This is a genomic window from Zhongshania antarctica (genome assembly GCF_014202945.1).
GTDB lineage: Bacteria > Pseudomonadota > Gammaproteobacteria > Pseudomonadales > Spongiibacteraceae > Spongiibacter > Spongiibacter antarcticus.
Window position 1 is genome coordinate 209,388 of sequence record NZ_JACHHW010000002.1, and the last position, 15,870, is coordinate 225,257.

At 53.3% G+C, this 15,870-nt stretch carries 13 protein-coding genes; 8 read left to right on the plus strand and 5 right to left on the minus strand.

The window, feature by feature from the left end:
* Nucleotides 1–35: 35 nt before the first annotated feature.
* Nucleotides 36–1,256, minus strand: a complete 1,221-nt coding sequence (locus tag HNQ57_RS03835) for an acyl-CoA dehydrogenase family protein (protein ID WP_184461301.1) — start codon at nucleotides 1,254–1,256, stop codon at nucleotides 36–38.
* A gap of 114 nt (nucleotides 1,257–1,370) precedes the next feature.
* Here HNQ57_RS03835 and HNQ57_RS03840 point away from each other — a divergent pair, with 114 nt between their 5' ends.
* A complete protein-coding gene (locus HNQ57_RS03840; protein ID WP_184461302.1) occupies nucleotides 1,371–2,273 on the plus strand; it encodes a LysR family transcriptional regulator in 903 nt (300 codons plus the stop codon).
* Nucleotides 2,274–2,366: 93 nt separating this feature from the next.
* Here the strand turns inward: HNQ57_RS03840 and HNQ57_RS03845 are convergent, their stop codons facing one another.
* Nucleotides 2,367–3,614, minus strand: a complete 1,248-nt coding sequence (locus tag HNQ57_RS03845; protein WP_184461303.1) for a malic enzyme-like NAD(P)-binding protein — start codon at nucleotides 3,612–3,614, stop codon at nucleotides 2,367–2,369.
* 286 nt (nucleotides 3,615–3,900) lie between these two features.
* A complete protein-coding gene (gene rpmE / locus HNQ57_RS03850; RefSeq protein WP_184461304.1) occupies nucleotides 3,901–4,131 on the minus strand; it encodes a 50S ribosomal protein L31 in 231 nt (76 codons plus the stop codon).
* A 212-nt stretch (nucleotides 4,132–4,343) separates the two neighbouring features.
* Between rpmE and HNQ57_RS03855 the strand changes: the two genes are divergently transcribed.
* The 6 genes from HNQ57_RS03855 to HNQ57_RS03880 all read left to right on the plus strand — a co-directional run bounded on the left by HNQ57_RS03855 (nucleotide 4,344) and on the right by HNQ57_RS03880 (nucleotide 11,438).
* Nucleotides 4,344–6,527 (plus strand): primosomal protein N', encoded by a 2,184-nt coding sequence (locus HNQ57_RS03855; RefSeq protein ID WP_184461305.1) that lies wholly within the window; start codon nucleotides 4,344–4,346, stop codon nucleotides 6,525–6,527.
* Nucleotides 6,528–6,637: 110 nt separating this feature from the next.
* The gene (gene argS, locus HNQ57_RS03860) at nucleotides 6,638–8,392 is read left to right on the plus strand and encodes an arginine--tRNA ligase (RefSeq protein WP_184461306.1); all 1,755 of its coding nucleotides are present in this window, start codon (nucleotides 6,638–6,640) and stop codon (nucleotides 8,390–8,392) included.
* A 3-nt stretch (nucleotides 8,393–8,395) separates the two neighbouring features.
* Nucleotides 8,396–8,998: an SPOR domain-containing protein gene (locus HNQ57_RS03865; RefSeq protein WP_184461307.1), complete on the plus strand. Its 603-nt coding sequence runs from the start codon at nucleotides 8,396–8,398 to the stop codon at nucleotides 8,996–8,998.
* A gap of 93 nt (nucleotides 8,999–9,091) precedes the next feature.
* Nucleotides 9,092–9,631: an ATP-dependent protease subunit HslV gene (hslV, locus tag HNQ57_RS03870; protein WP_008252455.1), complete on the plus strand. Its 540-nt coding sequence runs from the start codon at nucleotides 9,092–9,094 to the stop codon at nucleotides 9,629–9,631.
* 26 nt (nucleotides 9,632–9,657) lie between these two features.
* The gene (gene hslU, locus HNQ57_RS03875) at nucleotides 9,658–10,977 is read left to right on the plus strand and encodes an ATP-dependent protease ATPase subunit HslU (RefSeq protein WP_184461308.1); all 1,320 of its coding nucleotides are present in this window, start codon (nucleotides 9,658–9,660) and stop codon (nucleotides 10,975–10,977) included.
* 77 nt (nucleotides 10,978–11,054) lie between these two features.
* A complete protein-coding gene (locus HNQ57_RS03880) occupies nucleotides 11,055–11,438 on the plus strand; it encodes a gamma-butyrobetaine hydroxylase family protein (protein ID WP_184461309.1) in 384 nt (127 codons plus the stop codon).
* A 13-nt stretch (nucleotides 11,439–11,451) separates the two neighbouring features.
* Here the strand turns inward: HNQ57_RS03880 and HNQ57_RS03885 are convergent, their stop codons facing one another.
* Together HNQ57_RS03885 and HNQ57_RS03890 are read right to left on the minus strand one after the other, a co-directional pair.
* A complete protein-coding gene (locus HNQ57_RS03885) occupies nucleotides 11,452–11,700 on the minus strand; it encodes a hypothetical protein (protein WP_184461310.1) in 249 nt (82 codons plus the stop codon).
* Between the two features lie 134 nt (nucleotides 11,701–11,834).
* The gene (locus tag HNQ57_RS03890) at nucleotides 11,835–13,220 is read right to left on the minus strand and encodes a PhoH family protein (RefSeq protein WP_184461311.1); all 1,386 of its coding nucleotides are present in this window, start codon (nucleotides 13,218–13,220) and stop codon (nucleotides 11,835–11,837) included.
* A gap of 343 nt (nucleotides 13,221–13,563) precedes the next feature.
* Here HNQ57_RS03890 and HNQ57_RS03895 point away from each other — a divergent pair, with 343 nt between their 5' ends.
* Nucleotides 13,564–15,453, plus strand: coding sequence for a VacB/RNase II family 3'-5' exoribonuclease (locus tag HNQ57_RS03895; RefSeq protein ID WP_184461312.1), 1,890 nt, complete (start codon nucleotides 13,564–13,566; stop codon nucleotides 15,451–15,453).
* Nucleotides 15,454–15,870: the final 417 nt, after the last annotated feature.

Sequence of the window (15,870 nt, forward strand, 5' to 3'; positions counted from 1 at the left end):
GCGACATTAATGCTGAATGTAGTTGTACAGCAGCCTTACTTGTATTTAGCCAATTCCATTCGGGCAATCAAGCCACGGTGCACTTCGTCTGGACCATCCGCCAAACGCAGCACCCGCGCCATCGCGAACATACCGGCGAGCGGCGTATCGTTTGATACCCCGGCACCGCCGTGCATTTGAATCGCGGCGTCGACCACGTCTTGCAACACATTCGGTGCAACCACTTTGATTGCCGAGATCTCAGTCAATGCCGCCAAGGCGCCAACATTGTCAATTTTCCATGCCGCATATAAGGTCAGCAGGCGCGCCTGATCTATCGCAATACGTAAATTGGCGATGCGCTCTTGGTTACCACCTAAATTAATCAGTGGCTTGCCAAAGGCGATCCGCGACTTACCGCGCTTAATCATCAATTCCAGCGCTTTCTCTGCGGCGCCAATTGCCCGCATACAGTGGTGAATTCGACCAGGCCCAAGCCGGCCCTGTGCAATTTCAAAACCGCGCCCCGCACCCAAGATCATATTTGTTTTGGGCACCCGCACATTTTCGAACCACACTTCACCGTGACCCTCTGGCTCGTCATAGGCATTGAATACCGGCAACATGCGCTTAATCACCACGCCCGGCGTTTTCATTGGCACAAGCACCATGGAATGCTGGCTGTGGCGCGCGGCGTCGGGATTACTCACCCCCATAAAAATACCGATCTCACAGCGCGGATCACCCACCCCCGACGACCACCATTTTTTACCGTTAAGAATGAGGTCATCACCATCTTCAATAATCGTGGCTTCCATATTGGTTGCATCGGAAGATGCCACGTCAGGCTCGGTCATAAAAAATACTGAACGAATTTTGCCTTCCAGCAAGGGCTCCAACCACTGCTGCTTCTGCTCATCGCTGCCGTACTTCCACAGCACTTCCATATTACCGGTGTCGGGCGCACTGCAATTAAAAATCTGCGCAGCAATATGCGAGCGGCCCATTTCTTCGGCCAGCGGCGCGTATTCTAAGGTGGACAAACCTGCACCGCGCTCGGCGTCGTGCAGGAAGAAGTTCCACAGCCCCAGCTCCTTAGCCTCAGCCTTAAGCGCTTCAATTCTTGGATCGACCTGCCACTTAGTCCAATCGCCGCCATTGCTACTCGCCAACATTGCCGGCAGCAACTCGGCATCTAAGGGCTCTATACGGTCTTTTATAAACGCCCGCACTTGATCAATTAATTCTTGGCAACGGGGGCTATGACTAAAATCCATGACGTACTCTCCTCAATTATTGCATCAAACATACGGCTTGATTAAATATCAGTCTAATTTATTTTATAAATGTTATATCATCATTCTAGTGAATGTACTGAAGCAGTCGAATCCATGGATCTCAATCTCTTTAAAGTCTTTGACGCCGTCTACCGCGCCAGCTCGCTTACCGAGGCAGCCAAAGACCTGCACATCACCCAGCCCGCGGTAAGCAATGCCCTCGCGCGCCTGCGCGAGCACTTTGACGACCCACTATTTGTGCGCCGCGGCCGGAGCATAGCCCCCACCCCACTAGCCGACAGTATTGCCGCCGACATCAGTAATTCATTAATTTCACTACAAGAAAGTTTGCACCGCGGCCAACAATTCGACCCCGCCACGTCTAAGCGCCGCTTTATTATTAGCATGGGCGACCCAATGGAGTTCGTGGCTTTGCCTAGCCTAATTAAGCAATTGCAGCAGTATGCCCCAGGCATACGCCTACAAAGTCAGCGCCTAGCTCGCGATCAACTCAGCCGACAGTTAATCAGTGGCGAAATATCAATGGCGGTCGATATCCCGCAAGCCGTCGACCCTAGTATTCAACAGCAATTCTTATTTAAAGATGATCTGTGGGTGATGATGCGCAAGGGTCATCCACTGGAGGCAGCGGCGCTAAACCTTAAAAACTATCTGCAAGCCCAACATATTTCGGTGTCTGGTCGCAGCCGGGGCAGCGTCATTGAAGATGCCGCACTCAACCGCAAAGGCCTCAACCGCAATATTATTTTGCGTGGCCAAAGTTACTATTCAGCCAGCCACATCGTTGCCGAGTCAGATTTATTACTCACCCTGCCCCAGCATTTGGCACTGCGTTTTCAACAGTTTTTACCCCTGCAAAGCTACCCTCTGCCACTAAAACTGCCCGCCTTGGAAATGCAGATGTATTGGCATCGCAGCGCCAATAATGACACAGCTCACCAATGGTTAAGGGAACGTATTCAAGAGATTATCGCCCAGAGCGGCGACGGAAATTAGATCAAACGCCCAGCCATAAAAAAACCGCCGCAATCAAAATTACGGCGGTTTTACTTTTTGCGTCTAGCGTTTTGCCTCTAGCTCAAGCTCACCTCAAGACAAGGGATAATGCGCTGGGTAGGGCAAGTTCGCCACGCCACTGTCAACAGCCGCCTGTGCAACAGCCGCCGACACTTTGCCTAGCAAGCGACGGTCTACCGGCTTAGGAATAATGTAATCTGGCCCAAACGACAATTCCGTCACGCCACAGGCATCCACAACAACTTGGGGAACCGGCTCTTTCGCCAATTCACGAAGCGCGTGTACCGCAGCAATTTTCATTTCTTCGTTAATTGCCGTGGAACGCACATCTAAAGCACCCCGGAAAATAAAGGGGAAACCCAAGACATTATTAACCTGGTTCGGGTAATCGGAACGTCCTGTTGCCATAATTAAGTCGCTGCGTACTGACAACGCCAACTCCGGCTGAATCTCTGGGTCTGGATTAGAGCAAGCAAACACAATCGGCTTTGGCGCCATCGACAAGAGCATCTCAGCACTGAGCAGATCTGCACCAGACAAACCCACAAATACGTCGGCGTCTTTAATCGCATCCTGCAGAGTGCGAGCCTCGGTATCGTTCTGGAACTCTTTCTTATACTCGTTAACACCTTCGCGGCCGGGATAAATCACACCGCTGCGGTCAATCATAAAAATATTTTCGTAACGAGCGCCCAAGCTAACCAGCAGACGCATGCAGGCAATCGCTGCAGACCCTGCACCAAGACAAACTACTTTGGCGGTTTCTAGGTTTTTGCCCTGAATTTCCAGCGCATTCAACATGCCCGCTGCCGTCACAATTGCGGTGCCGTGCTGGTCATCATGGAAAACGGGAATATCGCACTGCTCTTTCAAAACTCGCTCAATCTCAAAACACTCTGGCGCCTTGATATCTTCAAGGTTTATGCCGCCGAAGGTAATGGAAATGCGCTTAACGGTATCAATAAATGCCTGGCTGTCTTCGGCATCGACTTCAATATCAATGGAATCGATATCGGCAAAGCGCTTAAACAAGAGCGCCTTGCCTTCCATTACCGGCTTGCTGGCCAAGGGACCTAAATCGCCCAGACCCAAAATAGCAGTGCCGTTGGAAATAACCGCGACCAAATTACCCTTACTGGTGTATTTGTAAGCATTGGCAGGATCGCGGGCAATTTCCCGCACTGGCTCGGCCACACCGGGGCTATAGGCTAGCGATAAGTCGTACTGGGTTTCGGCAGGCTTAGTCAGCATGATGCCGATTTTGCCTGGTGTCGGGAGCGAGTGGTAATCCAGAGCCGCCTGCTTAACATCTTTGGACATTCGATTAATCCCAATATGAATGCATTCTCAGAGAGGCGAGAAAGCATATAGAAAAGAACTTGCAGTAACAAGTCACTGTATGTGACAAAGCCCGTCACAGCTGGGTTTTAAAGGCATTTTTGTATTCAATGACAACATTTGCTGTCACCGCGGGTAACGAAAACCCTAGCGCATTAATACGAGACTCGACCTAAACCCAAAGCCCACAAACAAAAATGCCCGGTCAGATGAGTACCGGGCATTTCTATGGTGGCTGCCTGCGCAGCCACTAAGCACTACCGGGAAATTACTCGGTAGGTACTGCCGCTGCTGCGCCACGCGCGCCAAAACGCTTGCGGAACTTATCAACACGGCCGCCGGTATCAAGCATTTTCTGCTTACCAGTGTAGAACGGGTGGCAGGATGAACAAACGTCAACGTGCAGGGCATCGCCCAAAGTAGAACGCGTTTCAAAGGCGTTACCACAGCTGCAAGTCACGCTCATGGCAACATAATTTGGATGGATATCTGCTTTCATGGGTCTTTCCTCAATGGACGCCGCCACCCGATCGTTTGCCGGGCACCGCGCAGGCTGCTACTTTCAAAATTAGCTTGAAATTCAGGCGGCGAATGTTAACAGAATTATCTCAATAAGCAAGCCGAGCGCGCCGCTGCGCAAAAACTTCGCTCCGCCCCAAGCCATAATTCTTATACACTGGCGTTTTCACACGCCCAAATAGCCGCCGCTTTATGCCAAAACTCGTCACCGTCGCCGTCCCCTGCCCTCTGCGCCGAGGCTTTGACTACCTATGGCCGGAGAGTTTGGGGCGCGACGCGGAAATTGGCTTGCGCGTGAGCATCCCCTTCGGCCGCCAACAATTAGTGGGTGTTGTTATCGCGCTGGATGTCATCTGCGACATACCGAGCAATAAATTAAAAGGCGTATTAAAGGTACTCGAAGAACAGCCTAGCCTACCAGCCGATTTAGTCCAGCTCGGGCGCTGGGCCGCTGAGTATTATCACCACCCTGTTGGTGATTGTTTTGCGCAAATGCTTCCGGTAGTACTGCGCAAAGCCAGCCCCCCGAAAGAGAGACCCGCCCAGTACTGGCAACTCAGCACCAACTGGGAGCAACTGCCACAACCGGCCTCTCGCGCCCACCAGCAGATCAGTTTGTTAGCGGTAATTCGGCAAGCGGGGCAACTGTCTCGCCGTCAAATCAAAGATCTTGGCTACAGCAATGCGGTGCTCAACGCCCTAATTAATGGCCGCTATTTACAACAAGCCGACACCCCCGTGGCGCCAATTATCGACGCCAACAACACAGAACTCGCACTCAATGACGAACAGCAACAAGCCGTATTAGCCGTCAGCAATAGCCTCGGCCAATTTGCGCGCTACCTGCTTGACGGCGTCACCGGCAGTGGTAAAACCGAAGTGTATTTGCGCAGCATTGCCGAGTGCTTGGCACGGGGCGAGCAAGTACTCACTCTGATTCCTGAAATTGGCCTAACCCCGCAGACCTTAGAGCGCTTTGAAAGCCGCTTTCCCGGCCAAGTGCGCGCCCTGCACTCAGGTCTTAGTGACGGCGAGCGCTATCGCAGCTGGCAGGACATTAGCAGCGGCCGCGCCCGAATTCTGCTTGGCACCCGTTCGGCGGTGTTTACACCATTTCAAAAACTCGGGCTGGTCATTGTCGATGAAGAGCACGACGCATCCTACAAACAGCAGGAGGGCTGGCGCTACTCGGCCCGCGACATCGCGGTTAAGCGCGCCGCCGACCACAACTGCCCCGTGGTGCTCGGCAGCGCCACGCCAAGCCTCGACAGCCTCCACAACGTGGGCCAAGACCGCTATCAATTACTGGAGTTGCGCGAACGCGCAGGTCGCGCCAGCAAGCCCGATATTCGGCTCTTGGATATTCGCCAACAAAACTTAGACGAAGGCCTAAGCAAGACCCTGCTCGACGCCGCCCACGACACCCTGCAAGCAGGCAATCAGGTTTTAATTTTCCTCAACCGGCGAGGGTTTTCACCGCTGCTGCAGTGCCACGGCTGCGGCTGGATCGCCAATTGCCAAGCCTGCGACGCCAAAATGACCGCCCACTTTGGTCGCCGAGAACTGCGCTGCCATCACTGTGACGCCCGCGAAGCCCTGCCGAACATTTGCCCCCAGTGCCATAACAGCCAGTTGATTTTTCAGGGGCCGGGCACCGAGCGTTTAGAGCTAAGCCTTAAACGCCATTTCCCCGAGGTTGACGTGATTCGCATCGACCGCGACACCACCTCCGCCAAGGGCAGCATGCAAAGTCTGGTAGACGGCATTCGCGACGGCCGACCCAGTATTTTGGTTGGCACCCAGATGCTGGCAAAGGGCCACCATTTCCCCGACGTGACCTTGGTCGGCATTATCGACATAGACGGCGGCTTGTTCAGCGCCGACTTCCGCGCCCCCGAGCGCAGCGGCCAATTGCTAGTGCAAGTTGCCGGGCGCGCTGGCCGGGCCGACAAACCCGGCCGAGTTTATATTCAAACCCACTGCCCAGATCACCCGGCCCTGCTGGCACTGGTGAGCGAGGGCTACCAACCCTTTGCCCAACAATTGCTGGCGGAGCGCCAATTATTGAACCTGCCACCGGTGAGTTTTAGCGCGGTGATTCGCGCCGACGCCAGCAGTCTGCGCTGCGCCGAAGACTTTTTAGCGGCCATTCGCGCCGAACTCGCCCCTGGCGATAACCACTGGAGCATCGTTGGCCCCCTGCCCGCGCCTATGACTCGCAAAGCCGGACGTTTTCGCGCCGCGCTCATTCTCCAAGCCGAGCGCCGCCCCATCCTTCACCGGCAACTCGCTACTGCCTGCCGCACTGGCGACCAGCTACCGAAACATAAAAGCCTGCGCTGGTCGGTCGATGTAGACCCGATCGATTTGTTTTAGGCACTATTGCGGGGAATAAGGCCGCGCCAGCCGTTCCGACACTAGCCCCGACAGGCGTAAACAGGGATAATACGCGGCCTTGTTTCGCGCCAGAGAGTTAGCCTCACGCCATGAAAGAGAAAGTTGCCGCACATATCCATCAGGCCCTGCAAACCCTACGCAGCGCTCACGCTTGGCCAGAAGATTTGGTGGCAAATATTCAAGTGGAGCACACCCGCGACAAGGCCCACGGCGATTTTGCCAGCAATATCGCCATGACCTTGGCCAAGCCACTAAAGTCTAACCCCCGCGCGATTGCCCAGCTGATTGTCGATGCCCTGCCCGAGACCAGCGATATTGTTAAAGTCGACATCGCCGGCCCCGGCTTTATTAACTTTTTCGTCGACGAAGCCAGCAACTATCAGGTTTTGCACGACATTTTTGCCCAGGGTGAGCAGTTTGGCCGTCACGCCAGCCGCAATAAATCAATGCAGGTTGAATTTGTCTCTGCCAACCCGACTGGCCCGCTGCACGTTGGTCACGGTCGCGGCGCAGCCTACGGCGCCAGCGTTGCCAATATGCTGGAAGCGGCCGGCTACGATGTGTGCCGTGAATATTATGTGAATGACGCCGGTCGCCAGATGGATATCCTCGGTACCAGTGTATGGCTGCGCTATTTACAAGCCTGCGGCGAAACGATCACCTTCCCCAGCAATGGCTACCAGGGTGACTATATTGCCGACTATGGTCGCGAGCTATTGGCCGAGCACGGCGAAATTTTGCGCCACTCCGCCGCCGAAGCCTTTGCCGATGTTTGCGCCGACGCCCCCGAGGGCGACAAAGAAAAGCATATCGACGGCCTGATTAATCGCGCCAAGATTCTGCTCGGCGATAATTATCAAATTACCTTTAATAAGGGCTTAGATGCCATTCTTGGCGATATTCGCAGCGATTTAGCGGAATTCGGCATTGAATATCAGCAGTGGTTTTCTGAGCGCAGCCTAACTCAGAACCCTGACCAGGTCAGCCGCGCCATTGCCAAACTGCAAGACAACGGCTTTATTGAAGAGCGCGACGGCGCACTGTGGTTTATGTCTACCCGCTTTGGCGATGACAAAGACCGCGTGGTGAAGCGCGACAACGGTCAAACCACCTATTTCGCCTCAGACATTGCCTACCACCTCAATAAATTTGAGCGCGGCTTCGACACTGTGGTCAATATTTGGGGCGCCGATCACCACGGCTACATCTGCCGGGTAAAAGCAGCGCTGGAAGCCATGGGCATAGACCCTGAAAAACTCGTGGTGCGGCTGGTGCAGTTTGTGTCACTGTATCGCGGCGACCAGCAAGTGCAAATGTCGACTCGTTCGGGCTCTTTTGTGACCCTGCGTGAATTGCGTGAAGATGTCGGCAACGACGCCGCGCGCTTCTTTTACATTATGCGTAAAGCCGACCAAGCCACCGATTTCGACTTGGAATTAGCAAAGTCCGAAACCAAGGACAATCCGGTTTACTATATTCAGTACGCCCACGCTCGGGTTGCCAGCATTCTGCGCAAACTCGCTGAGCAGGGCGAAACATGGACGCCAGCAGCCGGCCTTGCCAATTTAGCCAAGCTGGACAATGAGGCCGAAAAAGACCTGTTAGTAAAATTGTCACGCTACCCTGAGACACTGGCCAGCGCAGCCGAGCACTTTGAGCCCCACAGCTTGGCGCATTATTTGCGAGAATTGGCTGGCGACTTTCACACCTATTACAACGCACACAAAATGCTCGGCGAAGATGTCGCTGTGCGCGACGCCCGCCTTGCGCTAGCCTGCGCTGTACAACAAGTCTTGCGCAACGGCCTGAGCTTATTAGGCGTGTCAGCACCAGAGGAAATGTAAGGCATGGCACAAGCACCCAAAAGGACCAGCCGCGGCGCCACTCGCAGCCCCGCCAGTAGCGGCCTACCTGCGTCGGTTTTACTGGGCACAGGCTTTATTGCCGGGGTAATTTGCTCGGTTCTGGTGTTCAGCGCGCTGAGCAAGCAACCCAATAATGACGTTAAGGTGGCCGCTGCCAAGAGCGCCGCCGAGGCCAAGGTCAAAGCTGACCGCAAAGAAGTGACCACAAATACCAAATTCGATTTCTTCACATTGCTTCCTGAGCGCGAAGTTATTGTCAATGACGAACGCCCCGCACCCAAGCCGGTAGCTGCAGCAAGCGCACCCAAAAATGACCGCCCACCGGTTGATGCCAAGCCCGACCCCAATATGGAAAAGTATATTCTGCAGGCTGGCTCCTTCCGCCAAGGCGCCGATGCAGATCGCCGCCGCGCCCAGATTCTGCTGCTAGGCTTAGACGCCAAGGTTGAATCTGTTGAGGCCAATGGCGAGCGTTGGCATCGCGTCTATGTTGGCCCCTTCCAATCGCACAACACCTTGAGCGATGCCCGCAGCAAGCTGATTAATGAGAGTATTGATACTCTGGTTATTCGCCAAAAGAACTAAGTATAAGCTCGCCGCGCCCTTGAAAACCTCAAGGGCCAACCCCACTAACCCTGTTCACACTCGCTTTTCCCTATCAATTATAAGGAGTCCCGCGTGGAACAGTTTCGCGGCACCACAATTCTCTCGGTTCGCCGGAATAATCAGGTCGTTATCGGCGGCGACGGTCAGGTCACCATGGGCAACACGGTGATGAAGGGCAACGCCCGCAAAGTCCGCCGCCTGTATAAAGAACAAGTACTCGCTGGCTTCGCTGGCGGCACCGCCGATGCCTTCACCCTGTTTGAACTCTTCGAAGTTCAACTCGAAAAACACTCAGGCAAGCTTACCAAAGCCGCCGTTGAACTCGCCAAGGCCTGGCGCAGCGAGCGCTCACTGCGCCAGCTTGAAGCCCTGCTGATTGTTGCCGACAAAGAAACCACCTTAGTGATCAGCGGCAATGGCGACGTCATCGAACCCGAAGACAATATGATTGCCATTGGCTCTGGCGGCTCCTTTGCCACCGCCGCCGCCCGCGCACTCATGGACAACACCGAGCTTAGCGCCGGTGATATTGTTGAAAAAGGTCTGACCATTGCGGGTGATATCTGCATCTACACCAACCACAGCCGCACCATTGAATCTTTGGAATACTAGCGCTCAAGGGCGCCCTCGGAGTCTCCATGTCGACCATGACACCCCGTGAAATTGTTCACGAATTAGATAAACACATTGTTGGCCAAAGTGATGCCAAGCGCGCCGTGGCCATTGCCCTGCGCAACCGCTGGCGCCGCATGCAGCTTAGCGAAGATCTGCGCGACGAAATCACCCCCAAGAACATTTTAATGATTGGCCCCACCGGCGTCGGCAAAACCGAAATTGCCCGCCGCTTGGCCAAACTCGCCAACGCGCCTTTTATTAAGGTAGAGGCCACCAAATTCACCGAAGTGGGTTATGTTGGCCGGGATGTAGAATCCATTATCCGCGACCTAGTTGATGTTTCGATTAAACTGTATCGCGAACAGGCTATGGAGCAAGTTGCGCACCGCGCCGCCGATGCCGCCGAAGAGCGGATTCTCGACGCCTTATTACCACCAGCTCGCGGCGAAGCCACCGAAGAAGAACGCAACACCACAACTCGCCAGCTATTCCGCAAAAAACTGCGGGAAGGCGAACTCGACGAGCGGGAAATTGAAATAGAGCTCAATATGGCTCCGGTTGGCGTAGACATCATGGCCCCCCCTGGCATGGAAGAAATGACCAATCAGCTACAAGGCATGTTCTCCAAAATGGGCGGCGACCGCAAAAAGACCCGGCGCCTAACCGTTAAAGCCGCTGCCAAGCAATTGCAGGACGAAGAAGCCGCCAAGCTAGTTAATGAAGAAGAGCTGAAAGCCCGAGCGGTAGAAGCCGCCGAGCAAAATGGTATTGTCTTTATTGATGAAATCGACAAAGTCGCCAAACGCCAAGAAACCGGTGGCGCCGATGTGTCCCGCGAGGGCGTGCAGCGTGATTTACTGCCGCTGATAGAAGGTTGTACGGTCAGCACCAAACACGGCGTGATTCGCACCGACCACATTTTGTTTGTCGCCTCAGGCGCGTTCCACCTCAGCAAGCCATCGGACCTAATCCCAGAACTACAGGGCCGTTTGCCGATTCGGGTAGAGCTCTCAGCATTAACACCTGAAGATTTTGAACGTATTCTCACCGAGCCCCATGCCTCGCTAACCGAGCAGTATCAAGCGCTGCTGGCAACCGAAGGCCTAAGCATTGAGTTTACTGCCGACGGCATTCGCCGCATTGCTGAAACCGCGTGGGAAGTGAACGAACGCACTGAGAATATCGGCGCCCGTCGCCTCCACACCATGCTCGAGCGTCTACTGGAAACAATCTCCTTTGACGCTGGCGACATCAAAGACGCGGTGAAAATTGACGCCGATTACGTGAATGAGCAGTTAGGTGAATTAGCGAAGGATGAAGATTTGAGCCGCTTTATTCTCTAGGCTTCGCGTCGGACATCAGACGTCTGGCGTCCGACGCATGCCCAGCTCTACACCACCACAAAGGCAGAGATCACACCATGAGCCAAGCGCCTACCGACATTAAATTTCGCAAGCAGTCCCAACAGCTGGAACTCACTTACGTCAGCGGCGAGCAATTTGCCTTGGACGCTGAGTTTTTGCGGGTGCATTCGCCCTCGGCTGAGGTGCGCGGCCATGGCGCAGGACAGGAAACCCTGCAAACCGGCAAAATGCACGTGAAGATTACCGAGCTAATTCCGGTGGGCAATTACGCTTTGCAGCTGGTGTTCAGCGATGGCCACGACAGTGGTATTTTTTCTTGGGCTTATCTGCGGGAGCTGTGTAAAACCAAAGAAGCTAAATGGGAAACGTATTTACAAAAGCTTCACGATGCTAAGGCCAGTCGCGACCCAGACCAGCAGGTGGTTAAGTTTTTTGGTTAAGCAACAAAAGGGATTAATCGCGCAAGATAATTTGCGGATTTAAGTTTACCCCACCGTCTTCTTCTAAAACGCCGATATTGACACCGGTCGAGTTTTCAACCACCACCAATGGCGGCTCAAAGCTAGGGTGGCGGATAAACTTCAACTGCCAGCCAAAATTTTCGATGCGCCGCAAAGCGATTTTTTGCAAATCCGTCAGCATGCTCAAGGCATTATCGGGCACCCCCAGGGCGGCTTTACGCTTATCGTGTGTCATGTCCACAAACAGCCCTCCAAGTTTCGGTCTTTAGCGACTTAACGTTAGTCTTAAGTCGCGTCAAGCTCTAGCTCGGATTCACCGTATTGACATCGTTAAAACCACACCAAGCACATTAGTACTACCCAAGCAGCCCATCTTTAGAGATTTTCTTCAGCGAATGCCGCCAGTCGCGAGCGCTCAATACCGTTGACGTGCATTATTCCCGCATGTTCAAAATTCTTACATTTCTCAACAAGATAGGTTAATCCTGAAGTCAGCGGCGAAATATACTTATTGTCGATTTGCGCTAAATTGCCCAAGACCACAATTTTTGAGTTCACCCCCACCCGGGTAATAATGGATTTTAATTGAAACTGGGTGAGACTCTGAGCCTCATCAATAACAATATAGGCATTATTAAAGGAGCGGCCCCGCATAAAATTCAGCGACTTAAATTGAATATTCGCCTTATCTTTTACGTACTCAATACTGCTGTAAGGCGATTCATCACTGCCGTGCAAGACTTCTAAGTTATCCTCAAAAGCCGCCAACCAGGGCGCCATTTTCTCTTCTTCGGTACCAGGCAAGAAACCTATGTCTTCAGCCATAGGCGGCGTAGAGCGCGCCACAATCATTTTGTCATAACGCTTTTCTTCTAAAATCGCGTGCAAACCATACGCGAGCGCGATCAGCGTTTTACCGGAACCAGCAGGGCCCGTCATCACCGTCATATCAATATGACTTTGCGCGATGAGAAAAAACGCCATGGCCTGCTCAAAATTGCGCGGACTCAAGCCCCACATGCGCTGGTGCATCAACTGATCGCGACTGAGGTCGAGGAGCTCCAGTTTATGTTCATCAAGTGAGCGCACCATACCGACAAAATCATTGTCGTCGTAAACAAACTGATTAATATGGGCCTTAGGTAACAACTCGCGGTTGAGCACATGGATGGTTTGACTGCCCTCGCGCAGGGTGTCGACCTTGTCGACCGACTCCCACAATGTTCCCGCCAAATGCTCGTAGCCCTTGGCCATGTACTGAATGTCTTCTAGAACTCGATCTTTGCGGTAGTCCTCGACGTTTTCCAAGCCGGAGCCTTTGGCCTTGAGGCGCATATTAATGTCTTTGGTGACCAAGCAAACATAGGCGTCGGGGTTTTTAAGTTGCAGATGCAGGGCGACATTAATAATCCGATTGTCATTGGCCTGCTGCTGACTGCCGTCCAAATAGGGGGCTGCGGTGTCGTGATTAATTAGCTGGTCGGGAAATATTGCTAAACTGCCGTTTTTATCATCATTGCGGGCTGAGGGAATAGGCACCCCTTCTTGTATTGCCTTGGGGCTGGCGTTGAATAAAATTTTATCTATGGCGTTGATTGCAATTCGCGCTTCGCGACTCACATCCTTGTCGCGCCTGTCCTTGATGTGATCGAGTTCCTCCAGCACTGTCATCGGGATAACGACCCGATGCTCTTGAAAGGCGCTTAGCGCCATCGGGTCATGCAATAGAACATTGGTATCAAGAACAAAGATTTTTTCCATAGGGGACTCTCTGTTGGCAACATAGCGAAAAATCGGCACATCATCGTCTTCGAACCTTGAACACAATGGGGCCGGGAATAAACAAGGGCATCAAAAAGAAGGGTGTAAAACGGTAGCGACGGCGCAGCGTAGACGCGAAGCGCGAAAGGTTTGTTACTGTCAGCCCGTAGGCTATAAGAGTTTGGCGGCAACAGCCCGCTCCATACAACACAGCGTAGCTTGATTATTAAAAGCGATGGCCGTCAATGTCAACCGTTATTACTTTGATATCGGAAGACTCAGCAGCGCATTTCCGCTACCCTGTACCCCTTTTTAGCGACCCGAATACAGGTACCAGGCCTCCATGCTCGACAAAAATGCCCTGCAGCAACTCCGCCAACTCAAAACTCATATTGTTGAAACCAAAGACCAAGGTGAGGGCGAAGTTCGCGGCAGTCAACGCCGCTTCGGTTTTGTTCGCCTCGACGACAACCGCGATGTATTTCTGGCGCCAGACGATATGCAGCGGGTGTTTCCCGGTGATCGCGTCAAGATTACGGTGCACACCGACGACAAGGGCAAGTTTAAAGCCGAGCTGGAAAAACTGATCGACAGCCCGCTGGACTGCTTCACCGGTCGCTATGTGGTGCGGGGCCAAGGCCATTTTGTAGAACCCGACTTACCGCGCTTTAACAAACTGCTGTTTATTCCACCGTCACAACGGAAAAAATGCGCTGAAGGCGATCTACTGTACTGCCAGGTGGCACAGCACCCCTTTAAAGACGGCAAATCTCAAGTGAAGGTACTTGAAAGTATCGGCAGCCCCGATCAGCCCGGTATCGAAGGCAAATACACTCAGCGTAAATTCAAACTGCCTAGAGACTGGCCGGCAAGCTGCGGTATAACCGAAGATACGTACCTAGACGGCCGCGAAGATCTGCGAGAATTACCGTTTGTCACTATCGACTCGGCAGAAACCCGTGACTTAGACGACGCACTATGGGCCCAAAGCAATGACCAAGGTTGGTTGCTAAAAGTTGCCGTTGCCGACCCCGGCGCGGTAATAGCGCCAGGCAGCCCGGCGGATATCGCCGCCAAGCAGCGCGCCAGCAGCGTTTACCTGCCAGGCTTTACCCAGCCGATGATACCCAATAGCATTTCGCAGGGCGCCTGTTCACTGCTCGCTGACGAAGATCGCGCCGCCATTGTCTGCACCCTCCAGGTGAGTGTTGATGGCGACATTAGCGACATTCAATTCAGCGAGGCGCTGATCCGCTCCCACGCCAAGCTGAGTTACAACGACGTTCACACCCACATCCACGGCGAAATGGATTTAGGCTACCCGTCACTAAATGAGCTTTATGCTGCGAGCCAAGCATTAAATCGCTACCGCCGGGAACATCACATCGTGATGCCCGAGCAGCCTGACTTTCACTTTCAGCTCAATGAGCAGCGTAAAATTGAAAGCATCGTCAAAGTTGAACGCAATGATGCTCACCGCTTAGTCGAAGAGTGCATGCTCGCCGCCAATCGCAGTGTTGCCCAGTGGCTGGGAGACGCCCCCGCACTATTTGTTAGTCACGCAGGGCTACGGGAAGACCGCTTAGATAATGTTCGCAAAGTCATTGCAAAAGAATTACCCGAGTTGGGTGACTGCGACATAAGCAGCCTAGAGGGTTATAAAGCCCTGATTAAAGCCTGTGATACGAGCGAATCCAGTCTGCCACTGCGCAGCATATTTGCCCGCATGCTTCAGCCCGGCAGCATTAGTGCTGAGCCAAAGCCCCATTTCGGCCTTGGTCTAGAACGCTACAGCACGTTTACCTCGCCACTGCGCAAGTACAGCGACCTTATAGTACAGCGCTGCATTCGCGCCAAGCTTCGCGGCGAAACCATTCAGCGCCCAGACGAAGAAACCGCAACTAGCTTACAAGAAGCCCTGCGCAATGGGCGCCAAGCCAGCAACCAAATGGAACAATGGCTGCAGTACCAATACCTTGCCACTAACACCAGCGACACGGTATACAGCGCGCGCATTGCCCACGTCAATGGCGGTGGTTTCACCGTAGAATTAGTCAACTACGGTATTAGCGGCTTTGTAGAGGCCCGCACCATTACTGAGAAATTAAGCTTCGACGCCGACACCCTGCGCCTGCACAGTGCCCACAGCAATTATCAGCTAGAGCAGATTGTGAATGTAAAGGTATCTGAGCTCGATGATTTTCAGCGTAAGTTGATGTTTATCCTGGCCTGACCGAAAGTTAGTAAAATGCCAAGATATTCGCGCAAGAGAATGCCTGAAGTCGAACGCGTAACAGGATAGCCGTCCCTGTCTACTCAGAGATGACGCGCAGGGACGGCGGCACCTTATCGGCCGCCTCAGCGCCACTCCTGCGAAGATTGGACGTCACCCTCACCATAATTTAACGTCACTCCTGCGCAGGCAGGAGTCTATTTCCGCCTACGAAGCTTGGACGCCTGCGCCAAACGTATTCACCGTGCTCCTACCCCTGTCTCGGCAGGGGTAGGATCTACGCCACCTGTTCGGTCTTATACGACTCCAAACCGTTGGAATCACTTCGGCGGCCAGCAAGCATTTAATCGCTACTTCTCTAGCAGGTCTTCATCTATTTAAAACACAGAATGCTCTCCCACAAAGCTGAATTTAGCG

Coding starts and splice junctions, on each gene's coding strand:
- HNQ57_RS03835 (WP_184461301.1), bottom strand. CDS start 1,256: ATGGATTTTAGTCATAGCCCCCGTTGCCAAGAATTAATTGATCAAGTG.
- HNQ57_RS03840 (WP_184461302.1), top strand. CDS start 1,371: ATGGATCTCAATCTCTTTAAAGTCTTTGACGCCGTCTACCGCGCCAGC.
- HNQ57_RS03845 (WP_184461303.1), bottom strand. CDS start 3,614: ATGTCCAAAGATGTTAAGCAGGCGGCTCTGGATTACCACTCGCTCCCG.
- rpmE (WP_184461304.1), bottom strand. CDS start 4,131: ATGAAAGCAGATATCCATCCAAATTATGTTGCCATGAGCGTGACTTGC.
- HNQ57_RS03855 (WP_184461305.1), top strand. CDS start 4,344: ATGCCAAAACTCGTCACCGTCGCCGTCCCCTGCCCTCTGCGCCGAGGC.
- argS (WP_184461306.1), top strand. CDS start 6,638: ATGAAAGAGAAAGTTGCCGCACATATCCATCAGGCCCTGCAAACCCTA.
- HNQ57_RS03865 (WP_184461307.1), top strand. CDS start 8,396: ATGGCACAAGCACCCAAAAGGACCAGCCGCGGCGCCACTCGCAGCCCC.
- hslU (WP_184461308.1), top strand. CDS start 9,658: ATGTCGACCATGACACCCCGTGAAATTGTTCACGAATTAGATAAACAC.
- HNQ57_RS03880 (WP_184461309.1), top strand. CDS start 11,055: ATGAGCCAAGCGCCTACCGACATTAAATTTCGCAAGCAGTCCCAACAG.
- HNQ57_RS03890 (WP_184461311.1), bottom strand. CDS start 13,220: ATGGAAAAAATCTTTGTTCTTGATACCAATGTTCTATTGCATGACCCG.
- HNQ57_RS03895 (WP_184461312.1), top strand. CDS start 13,564: ATGCTCGACAAAAATGCCCTGCAGCAACTCCGCCAACTCAAAACTCAT.